Annotated in this window: 7 protein-coding genes; all 7 read right to left on the bottom strand. The window is 66.3% G+C overall.

Features of this window, described 5'->3' with window-relative positions; translation table 11 throughout:
- Positions 1-652: TIGR02679 domain-containing protein (locus CH256_RS17995; RefSeq protein ID WP_256989474.1), on the bottom strand; the 652-nt coding region annotated here is incomplete at its 3' end.
- Positions 642-4,826: a TIGR02680 family protein gene (locus CH256_RS17990; protein ID WP_094670193.1), complete on the bottom strand. Its 4,185-nt coding sequence runs from the start codon at positions 4,824-4,826 to the stop codon at positions 642-644. The genes CH256_RS17990 and CH256_RS17995, both read right to left, overlap by 11 nt.
- 4 nt (positions 4,827-4,830) lie before the next feature.
- Positions 4,831-6,282, bottom strand: a complete 1,452-nt coding sequence (locus tag CH256_RS17985) for a TIGR02678 family protein (protein ID WP_094670192.1) — start codon at positions 6,280-6,282, stop codon at positions 4,831-4,833.
- Positions 6,279-7,754: a TIGR02677 family protein gene (locus CH256_RS17980; protein ID WP_373454841.1), complete on the bottom strand. Its 1,476-nt coding sequence runs from the start codon at positions 7,752-7,754 to the stop codon at positions 6,279-6,281. Before CH256_RS17980 ends, CH256_RS17985 begins: the two co-directional genes overlap by 4 nt.
- A gap of 127 nt (positions 7,755-7,881) precedes the next feature.
- Entirely contained in the window at positions 7,882-8,181 is a 300-nt protein-coding gene (locus CH256_RS17975) for a Rieske (2Fe-2S) protein (protein WP_094670191.1), read from the bottom strand.
- Positions 8,178-10,667, bottom strand: coding sequence for a nitrite reductase large subunit NirB (nirB, locus tag CH256_RS17970; protein ID WP_094670190.1), 2,490 nt, complete (start codon positions 10,665-10,667; stop codon positions 8,178-8,180). Before nirB ends, CH256_RS17975 begins: the two co-directional genes overlap by 4 nt.
- Positions 10,667-11,014, bottom strand: coding sequence for a molybdopterin oxidoreductase (locus tag CH256_RS17965; RefSeq protein ID WP_068050787.1), 348 nt, complete (start codon positions 11,012-11,014; stop codon positions 10,667-10,669). The genes nirB and CH256_RS17965 overlap by 1 nt, the downstream gene beginning before the upstream one ends.
- Between the last annotated feature and the right edge of the window lie 20 nt (positions 11,015-11,034).

The raw sequence follows: 11,034 nt of genomic DNA, 5'->3' as shown, positions 1-11,034 counted from the left end.
CCCACAACGCCCTGATACCGACCGGATCGACGGGCCGAGGGACGTTCTCGCGCAACGACAATGCATCGAGGACAAGTTTCGGGGCACCGCCGGCCGAGAGTGCCTTGGTATCACCGCAGGCGAGTTCGGCCAGCTCGGTGAGCGACATCCCGTCCACCGGCAGCATCGCGAGGACCTTCGTGGCCACCTCGAGCGCGTCGACGGCGACCCGGCCACCGAGGGTGCCGTCCTGGTTGAGCAACGAGGCGATCCAATGTTCGATCCATTCTCGGTCGGTGCCGCCGCCGAGAACATCCCTGGCCCGATCGAGTGCATCGGCGCGCACCTGAGCCTTGTCGGCGGCGATCCGCTTCTTGTCCTGCAACGGGGCCTGCGACGTGAGGGTGTCGATCAGTCCGAGGCCACCGTTGAGCGGATGGCTCAGCCACGCGTCGAATCGCTCCAGGTCGAGTCTGGTGCTGCGCGCCCGAGAATGCAGACTCGAATTGGACCGAGAGATCGCGCTGCACAGACGCCACAGCTCCGGAGCATCGCTCAGATCGACGGTGATGTTGCCGCCGACCCGAAGCCAGTTGGACTCCAACTTCTTTCGTGCCGCATCGAGCAGCGCACCCAATTCCACGCTGCCGCGCCATTCGCTGTTACCGCTCAAACTCCAGCCCACCTTCGGTTCGGGTCGGCACCCGGCGCGTCAGCGGTGACCCGAGTGCGGCAGCGAGGTCGGTACCGTCGTGCTCGGCGAACAGTTCGCCGTTCTCCCACACCAGAAGTGCTGCGCTGACGGTGTTCTCGGCTGTCGAATGCGCCAGGTCGTAGTGCGCGCAGCCGGGGACGTCCCCGTAGGTGATCCACAGGTCGTATCCGGTCATGAACAGGTCGAGGTCGAATTGCACACTCAGGCCGAGCAATTCGCTGCGGCCGTTGTCGTCGACACCGGCGAACGCCTCGTCCAGCGCCAGCAGCCGAGGTGAATGAGGATCGGCGGAGGACAGCATCACGTGCGCGGCGGCGAACAATGGCAGGTGCAGCGACACCGACTGCTCACCGCCCGAGAGCGCACTGTGGCGTGCGACGGTGAGACGATCCTCGTTGCCGTCACCGCTGATGAGCGTGAAGGCAAACACGCGCCAGCGGCGATAGTCCAGTGTCGTGGACAGGATCTCGGGGTAGGACCGTTCCGGATGCGCCGCGCGAGCGATTCTGATCTCCGACGCGAAGTGGGCGCGCATTGCGGCCAGATCGTCCTGGTTCAACGCCGAGGCGTCGCGGTCGAGCAGTTTGGACACCGCCCGGGCCCCGTCGTCGAGGTTGTCCGCGAGCACCCAGTGCACACCGATCGTGTTGCCCGACGACATGCGGCGCTGCTTCATCTCCGCAGACATCTGGGCGATCAGCTCGCGTGCGTCGACGGTGCGCTCGTGAATCTGCTGCGCCAGGCCGGTCAGCAGTGCATCTTCGAGTATTCGGCGCTCCTGCTCGGTCAGCAGCAACTCCTGATCGGCCCTCGCCGCGCCGATGCGGTCGGCGAAATCTCCGACCGACGAATAGCCCTGCTCGTCCTGAACTCGTACGACGGTCAAACCGTCCGGCGCATCCCACTGCAAACGGTAGTCCTGCCCCGATGCGGCGAGTTGCGAGTCGAACTCCTGGAGCGCACTCGTCAGGGCCGTCCGGGTCGACTTCCGGCTCGAGTCACTGACTTTCACCGACGCCGTCGCTGCGTCGAGTGCCGAATGCAGTGCGCTCACGACCGTCGGTAGTACCGGAACCTCGTCGTCGGGACCGTCGGCCTGCTGAACTCGATACAGAATCTGCTCCACGGTCAACCAGGCAGAATCACTGGCAGGCCAGGCGTACGCCTCGTGGACACCGAGGATGCCGAGCAGGTCCTTGCGAGCGTAGGGCGCCAGCCGCACGGCGTCGCCCAGGGTTTCGGTGACGGCACCGCGCAGGCTTTCCAGCGCGGTGTTGCAGGCACCCTCGGCCTTGCCGATCGCTTCGCCGGCTTCCTTGTCCGCTTTGCGCGCGGCCCGCTGCTCGGCGCGGCATTTCTCGATGCGTTCGCGTGCGTTCTCCAGATCGGTGTCGATCTGTTCGGCGGTGGCACCGAGCTTCTCGCTCAGGAGCTCGAGGCGTTGCACCTGCTGTCGGTAGTTCTCTTCGGCTATTGCCGCTTCCTCGGCGAGCTCCTCGGCCAGGCCGGTCGCCTCTTCGAGCCGGTTGGTTGCTTCGCGGGCGCGTTCTGCTTCGCGCGTGTGATCGCCACGCTTGCGGATGACCACCGAGCCCTGATGCTCGAAATGCCGAATCGCAGCGGCGAGGGCATCGATGTCGCGACCGATGTGGGGGGTGCGGTGAGCCACGGCGACGGTGCGCAGCTGCTTCTCCTTCGCCGACAGGTCTGCGATCGCCTGGTCGAACTCACGGTCGGCCGCGGCAGCACCCTCCGTGGAGGTGCGTAGCGCTCCAGCGGCAGCGGTGACGGCGCGTTGCGCTCTCACGATGGCCGAGGCCCGGGGGAGCTGCTTGGCGGCCGCACCCAGTGCCTGCACCGATTCGCGCGCAGATCGTTCGTCGGCCGTCGCGGTCTCCAGCGCGGCCGTTGCGGTATCGATCGCGCCACCGAGCTCGGCGATGCGTTGCTCACGCCGACGAGCCCGCGCCGTCGCACCGATGTACTCGGCATCGGCCTTGGTGTGGCGACCCTGCTGCACACCCTGCCAGTACCGACCGTCGACGCCCACCGAGACGGCACCGCCGGAGACTGCGCTTTGGTCCCGTTGCAGTGCAACCGAATTCAGCACGTCGAGTATGCGCAATTCCGATACCGCAGTGCCGGGCTCGGGTTCGAGGACGGACGCCAACGTGGTTCCGGTCGGCCTCGAGGCCTCCGGCAGCGGCGACAGATACTGCTCAGAGTTCGAGTCGACGGGGAAATCCGCGATCGGATGGATCCAGCCGTCGAGCAGATTCGCCGCCTGCAGCGCGGATTCGACTCCGGCGGCGTCGGCAGGGGAGACCGAATCCGCGAACCGAACCAGCTGCCACAGTGGCGCTCCCGACAGATCCGCACGCGAGTCGGTCCGCGCGGCGAACGGCGGCGGCGCGTCATCGTGTTCGGCTCGCACCAGGGACAGTTCGTCGCGTAGCGCGTTCAGCTCGGCCGTGCGGGTCGATACGTCCACGCGGGCCTGTGCCTGCCGGGCGCGAAGCGCGTCGATACCGTCCGCGGTCTGTTCGGCCAGCACCGATTCCAGGCTCGGGGCGTCGTCGTCGCCGACGTGTGCCAACGCCGCGTCGAGGGCCTCGAACGCGGCGGAGGTGATGCCCGCAGCAGAGTAGAGCGCCGAATTGTTCGACCACCAGGCTCGTAGTCCCGAAGCGAACTGCGCCTTCTCCAGGTCCACGGTCGCCTCGGCCTCGGTGACCGCAGCCGACGCGGCCTCGAGCATCTCTCTGGCCTTCGACGCGGCCTTCTCCGCACGAGTGCGTTCCGTCGACGCCTTCTCGACGGTTCCCAGCGCCTCGCGAACCGCCCGCACGTCGCCGTCGCGTTCCTCGGCGTGGCCACGCAGCGCGGTGCTGATCTGGTCGCTACGGGCGGTTCCCGGCAGTGGTGTCCAGACGATCCCCGCGTCCTCGGCTGCAGACTGCAGTTCCTCCTCGGCGCGGGTGACCCCGGCAACGGAATCCCGGAGTGCGGAATCGGCCCGAGCCGCTTCGGTGGTGCGCTGCTCCAGTTCTACTCGAGCCTTGCGGGCGCGGTCGGCCTGCTGGGCGGTCGAGATCTCCAGCTTCGCAGCGGATTCGGCCAGATCGTCGAGTTGCTGCTTGCCCTCGTATGCGCTCGAGCGCTGTAGAGTCTCGCGGTCTGCGACGGCCTGATCCAGTGCGCGTTCGGCCTCGTCGAATCGGGTTTCTGCAGCCGCACGTTCGAGCAGACGGCGGTCCTTCAGAGCGGCAGCGGCGAAGTGTGCGGTGGTCGCATGAGTGACCGCCTCGAGCCGGCGCGAGACCTGCTCGACATCCGAACGCGTCTGCACCCGAAGGTATTTGGAGTACACCGAGACGAAGTTCTTGGCGGCGTGATCGGCCTGCGCCAGTCCTTCGAGAGCCCGGCCCACCTCTTCCATGTCACTGAAGGAGCGCGCTGCTTCGAGCACCAGCTGCTCGTCCAACGGACGCAGGCCGTCGGTCAACGCCTGCGAGAGCCCCTTCGGGTCGAGGTTCTTGGCCAACTGTGGGCGGCGGAGTGTCAAGATCAAGTTGATCAACTGGTCGTAGCGCTGTGCACCGAGCCCGAACATGCGGGCGTCGATCGCGGCGCGATAGTCCACCGGGCGATCTGTCAATGCGTCGGTGCCCAGCTGTTCACCGAGTTGCTTCTTCGTCAACGGACGGTCGTCGGAACCCAACAGCGAGAAGTCGACGCCCACTCGGCCGTCGGCCACGAAGTACCAGCGGGTCACCTTGTCGTTGTGGCGGCTCGCCCGCATGCCGATTCCGACCGTCACCGATTCGGGGTCCTCGCGCGACCCGCGGCCGAACTCCATCCACACGTACGAGTGCGCGCTTTCCTGCCCTCGGTAGAGCAGGTTGGACTTCATCGTCCGCTCTTCTCCGGCGAACGGATTGAGCCGGCGCGGTTCGATACGACCGTCGAGGACGAACGGGAACAGCACTTCGAGAGCCTTGGTCTTGCCGGAACCGTTGGGCCCACGCAACACCAGCCGACCGTCGGCGAAGGAGAACTCCTGATCACGGTAGTCCCACAGGTTGACGATCCCTGCTCGCGTCGGCCGGAAACGTGACGAGTGTGCGGTCATCTACTCAAGCCTCTACTTCGGATGGATCGGTGATGTCGGCCTGGTCGGTTCTGGGGGACTGGTCGGTACTGGGGGACTGTTCGGAACCGAACAGCGAATCCTGCGGGGTCCGATCGCGCACGCTGACCATCACGTCGCGGTAGCGCGCGATCACCGGTAGCACCAGCACGCCGCCGGACACGCTGTGTACCAATCGAAGTCGATGCAGCATCGCGATCGCTCGGAGCCGTAGGCCGTCGCGATCGGTCTGCCACTGCGCGGCGAACGTACGACCGAACCGTTCGACGAGATCGTCGACCACCGAGACCAACCAACTGTCCTCGATGAGCGGATACTGCTTCTTGTCCACCGCATCGTCGAATGCAGTTGCATCGGAACCGAACCCGAATTCTGCGAGATCACCGAAGACTCCACCGTCGGGAATGGCACCGTCCAACTGCTCGATCAGGGCGTCACCGTCGGGAAGGGGGTAGGTCGCCAGCGCGGGTGCATCCGGATCGATCACCCGGTCCGAGATCTCGCCCGCGATCAGCAATGCGACCTGGGCAATGGTTCCGGTGCTGGGGAATCGGTAGTCCGAGAGTCGTCCCGAGGTGTCGATGAGGGCCACTCCCTCGGCGCGACGCTCGGCGACGAGGCCGGTCAGCAACTCGACGTCGGCAACGGTGCGCGACGCGGCGAGGGCCGTGCGGCCGTCCGGGTCGAGATCGTCGACATAGACCACCGGTTGCTCCACCAACGCACGGCGTACCGCACGCAGCGTTTCCTTCGGATCTGCCTCACGCCCGGAATCGGTCTGTCCCGCATCGGATTCCTCGGGGTCGATCGCGGCGTTCGAGCCGGCCAGCAACCCGCGAATCGATCGCAGATGCTGCACGGCGCGGGGCGGCCTGAACATGGCAACGACGACGGGACGGTCGATGTCGTAGAGCGCCTCGCCTGCGGACGGGTTGTTCGCCCAGCCGCTCGCGTCACCGTCGGCCAACGCGATGGCCCCGCGTGTCGCGAGCCACCCGATCGCGTCGACGAACGCGTCTCGGTCGCTTGCCCGGTCGGTTGTCAGCTCGACACCGTCGACCTGACTCGCCTCTGCTGCAACATGATCGGCGAGTTCGGACAGGGTGATCTGGTTGCCCGCCCGGCCGAGTGCCGCCAGCGCCAACGCCAGGTACGCGTACCTACGGCGGTCGAAGATTCGGTCGGTGGGCGTTCGCGCGGGTTGACTGTCGTCGAGTGCGTCGATCACCGGGAACAGGCGAGCCGTGGTCTCGGTGACCTCGAGGCGATACCCGAACAGCTCGAGCAGATCCTCGCGCAACTCGGTGGCCCATCTGCGCAGCAGTGGCAGCGCGATCCGATCGGGGTACGTCGTGGTCACCAGGTGATTCGACAGCGCAACCCGGGCGGCCCGCTGGTAGGAATCCAGTGCGAGGGTGGAGATCTCGCGAGCTCTCATCGGCGTGCCACCTCGCTGACCTCGAGCGCGAGGCGGTCCAGATGCAGCCGGCCTCTGCTGGTCCGCACGATCGTCGAACGGTCGCTGTCGCTGAGCGTCAGGCGCACGCCGCTGTCCGATCCGGACGAGTCGGAGGTGCGTCCGCTCACGCGTACCCGGGCGGTCAACGCAGCATTCAACAGACTCAACAGCACCTCGGTTTCCTGCTCGTCGAGAATCCGGTCGTGGATTCCGGCGGAGGCAAGCGACTGCGCTGCGGCACTGCGTGATCGCTGCGACTCGAGTTGCTGCTCGCGCAGCCGTCTGATGCCGCCGTCGTTGCGCTGCACCCGTCCCGGAACACCGGGGGTCGGGGTGCGTCCGGTCTCGGCCAGGGTGCGCGAGATCTCGACCGGTGGTGCCTCCCACCACGATCGGGACGTGGGGATGATGTCGGCGTCGGGATGCACCATCGACAGATGCCGCGGTCTGCCGAGGCCGAACACGGCATGGAACAGAGCGTGCGCGCTGTCTTCGGTCGGCGCGGCAGCGAACCAACCGGCCAGGTGGCGCAATTGGCTCTCGCGACTGACTCCGCCCTTGCGGGTCTCGGTCACCCGGCGCAGCAGCGACAGCACGGCGGCGATCGCGCTCATCGTGCCCTCGCGGAGTCGCTCGGACTCGCTGAGTTCGGACTCGGCCGAGACGAACCAATGCGAGAGGCCGGCCCAGCGATCGGTCCAGTCGGCGCGGCGTTCGGCGACGGTGAGAAAGACTCGTTCGTCGCTGATCGCGGCTCGCTCGACGAGTTCCTCGATTCCGGTGCTCTCGACGAGTGCTATCGCCTCGGCGAGTTTCGGTGCGTAGCGGGTCAGATCGGAGCTGAATTCACGCATGTGTGTCAGCAGGGCGTCCTTGTGAACCAGGAACGACTCCGGCGTGATCTCGGTGGTGCGCACGAGGTCGCCGAGCACCAGATAGAAATGCGCGGCGCGGGTAGCCATCTCCGACAGTGTCGAATCGAGTCGGCTGAGCTTGCGGTAGATGCGATCGCCGTCGGCCTGACGGTTCGCCTCGGCCAGCTCGTGCATGTCGGCCAGTAGCTCGGGCAGCACCAGCCGCGACAGCGCGGCGTCGTCCAGGCGCGCACCGAGCACGTCCTCGACCGCTCGGTAGGCCTTGTAGCCGGCTTGGCCGAACTGGTAGACGAAGTGACGGTTGCGGTACTCGGCGAGGGTGGCGGCGCGGGTGCCGTCGTAGCTGCGTTCGAGCAGGCCCCAGGCGTGGAGCTGATCGAGCAGAGGCGCGATGTCGAGGGTGCTCAGCGCTTCGTGGTGCCCGGAGCTGCGTGCGATGAGGTCGGCGACGTCTCCGGAGTGCAGCAGGACGACGTAGTTGGCTCGTGCAGTGTCGAATGCCCGGAGAACAGCCAGGTACTCGGAGCGCTTCTCGGCAACGGCGAACGAGAAGAGACCGAGACGATCTTCCTCCACGAACGCATTCACGACTCCCTGTCGTGCGTCCTCGCCTGATTCGCTCACTGGAACAGGGTAGGGGGTAGGAGTGGAGCCTGCGAAACGACCAGGCGGTGCAGCGGTGTCGGTCGTTCAACCGTGCCGGTTAGAGCTCCAGGGTCACTTTTCCGTCCACCACTGTGGCGGGGTAGGTGCGCACCGAGTCGATGCCGCTGGGGCAGGTGCCGTCGTCGAGCGAGAAGGTGTACTGGTGCAGTGGACACACGACTATGGATCCGTCGATCTGACCGTCTGCCAGCGGCCCGCCCTTGTGCGGGCACACGGCGTCCATGGCCCGGACCGAGCCGTCACGGAGGAGGAACACCGCCACCTGCTTGCCGTCCACCACGTAGGCCCGTCCCTCGCCGGGCGTCAGGTCCTCCACGGCCCCGACAGGCACGCTCATCGGACCGGCACCTGTGGCAGCGGAAGCAGGGGCAGCGATGGGGTGAACTGGGCGGGTGACTTCGGTGCGGCGCGGTCCTGCCACGGGTCGATGTACCCGTCCACCGATGCCTGCATTCGTTCGTCGAGTCCGGCGACGATGCCGTCGCGGTCGTCGATCAGCACGCTCTGCAGTTCTTCGAGACCGACACGCGGAACCCACGCGTACGTTCGCTCGAGCCACTGGGCGTTCTCACGGTAATGCTGGATGAACCTGCCTGCCACGGTCAGAACCTCCTCGGCCCCCGTCACGGTGGCCAGTAGATCGCCCTTGCGGATGTGTGCACCGGCCGCACCTCCGACGTAGATCTCCCATTTGTCCTCACCCACCGAGACGACGCCGAAGTCCTTGCACAGTGCTTCCGAGCAGTTGCGCGGGCAGCCCGCGACCGCGAGCTTCAACTTCGCCGGAGTCTCCAAGCCCTGGAACCGTTCTTCGAGGGCGATGCCCAGTGCCGTCGAGTCGCCGAGGCCGAAGCGACAGAAGTCGCTGCCGACGCAGGTCTTCACTGTGCGCATACTCTTGCCGTAGGCGAAGCCGGAGGGCATGTCCAGATCGCCCCACACCTTCGGCAGGTCTTCCTTCTTGATGCCGAGGAGATCGATACGCTGACCGCCGGTGACCTTGACCAGCGGAACGTGGTACTTGTCCGCGACGTCGGCGATCTTGCGCAACTGATCCGGGGTGGTGACGCCACCCTTCATCTGCGGCACCACCGAGAACGTGCCGTCCCGCTGGATGTTGGCGTGAACTCGGTCGTTGATGAACAGCGCGCCGCGCTCGTCCACCCAGTCCGGGCCCCACACCGTCCGCAGCAACGACGCCAACGGCATCTTGGCCGCGGCATCCTCCGCTCCACCGGTCGCCAACGCGGCGAAGACCGCAGACACCGCCCGAAGATCCTGCGCGCGAATCGCGTCGATCAGCTCCGGCTTGGTCATCGGGATACACGGCACGTACCAGTCTGCGGTCGGGTCGGCCTCGACGGCACCGCCTGCTGCGCACGCGATGATGTCCTTCACCAGTCCCTTGCACGATCCGCACCCCTTGCCCGCCCGGGTCTTCGCGGTCACGTCGCCGAGGTTCTTCGCGCCTGCGTGTACGCAGGCCACGATGGCTCCCTTGGTGACGCCGTTGCAGTTGCACACCTGGACGTCGTCGGCCAGCTCGGCGGCTCCTGTTGCCGCAGAGGGGGTGCCCATGTCGAAGAGCATGCTGATGCGCTCGTCGGGCAACGGCACTTTCTCGTCGAACGCCTGGGTGAGGAAGTTGGCCTTGGAGATGTCGCCCAGCAGGGTGGCACCGACGAGTTTGTTGTTCCGCACGATCACCGACTTGTACGTACCGCTGCGCGGCTCGTAGAACTGGACGAACTCGTCGTCGTCTCGTTCGGGGGCGGTGATCCCCATCGAGGCGACGTCGACACCGGCGACCTTGAGCTTGGTGGTCAGACGCGAACCGTGGTACGCCGCAGTGGGATCGGCTCCGGTGAGCACGTCTGCCAACACGACGGCCTGCTCCCACAGCGGAGCGACGAGGCCGTAGACCTCGCCGCGGTGTTGGCAGCATTCACCGACGGCATAGATGGAACCCTCGTCCTCGCAACGTAATTGGTCGTCGACGACGATTCCGCGTTCGATCACCAGTCCGCCGGCGCGAGCGAAATCGACGCTGGGACGAATGCCCGCGGTGACGACGACCATGTCAGCGGCGAGCGAGGTGCCGTCGTTGAACCCCACGCCGGTGACGACGCCGTCCTCGGAGCGCAACACCGAGGTGGTTCGCTTGGAGGTGTGCACGCCGACGCCGAGTGACTCGATCTTGTTCCGTAGTACGCGGCCGCCACGCTCGTCGAGCTGCTGATTCATCAGGTGACCGGGGGAGTGCACCACGTTCACTTCCAGGCCCTGCGTGCGCAAGCCGTATGCGGCTTCGAGTCCGAGCAGACCGCCGCCGATGACGACGGCGCAGACGTCGTCGCGCGACTGCGCCATCTGCAGCATGCCGTTGGTGTCGGCGATGGTGCGGAAGCCGAACACGCCGCGCGCCAGCCTGCCGTCGGACTCGCGGAGACCGTCCATGTTGGGGAAGAACGTGTTGCTGCCGGTGGCGATGATCAGCACGTCGTAGTCGACGGACCGACCGCTCTCGCAGACGACGGTCTTGGAGAACCGGTCGAGTGAGATCGCGCGGTCTCCGGCGTGCAGCGTGACGCCGTTCTCGCTGTACCAGCTCATCGGGTTGAGGATCAGGTCCTCGTCGTCGACGGTGGCCTCGCCGGACAACACGTGCGAGAGCATGATTCGGTTGTAGTTGCCGTACGGCTCGTCGCCGATCATGGTGATCTCGAACGACGAACTGCCGCCGCGTTTGATGATCTCCTCGACCGCCCTGGCACCGGCCATCCCGTTACCGACCACCAGCAGCCGCTGCTTGCCCGCGGTCATCAGATCAGCACCAGACCGAAATCGACGACGACCTCTCCGCTGGTTCCGGCAGGGGCCGCGACGACCAATTCGAGCACCGTGTCGGGATCCACGTCCTCGACCACCCGCAGCGGAATGTTCACGCCGCTCTTGGCACCCATCGGGAACATGCGCATCGGACTGCCGTCGCGCAGCAAGGTGACGACCACCAGCTCGTCGCTCGAATTTCCGCCGCGAAAGTACAGCGGCTGAGCCGTCGTACCCTCGGGGACGACGAAGCTGAGGCTGGGATCGATCAGCTCGGGCTTGTCCAGACCGTGTCCGGTGAACGAGAAGACGCCTTGCAGGAATCGCGGTGTGCTGGCCATACCCACGAGGTTGCGGGGTC

It is taken from the genome of Rhodococcus sp. 05-2254-6, from assembly GCF_002258565.1.
Classification (GTDB): Bacteria; Actinomycetota; Actinomycetes; order Mycobacteriales; family Mycobacteriaceae; genus Rhodococcoides.
Note: the sequence above shows the minus strand (reverse complement) of the source record. Positions and strands in the feature narration are given on the sequence as shown.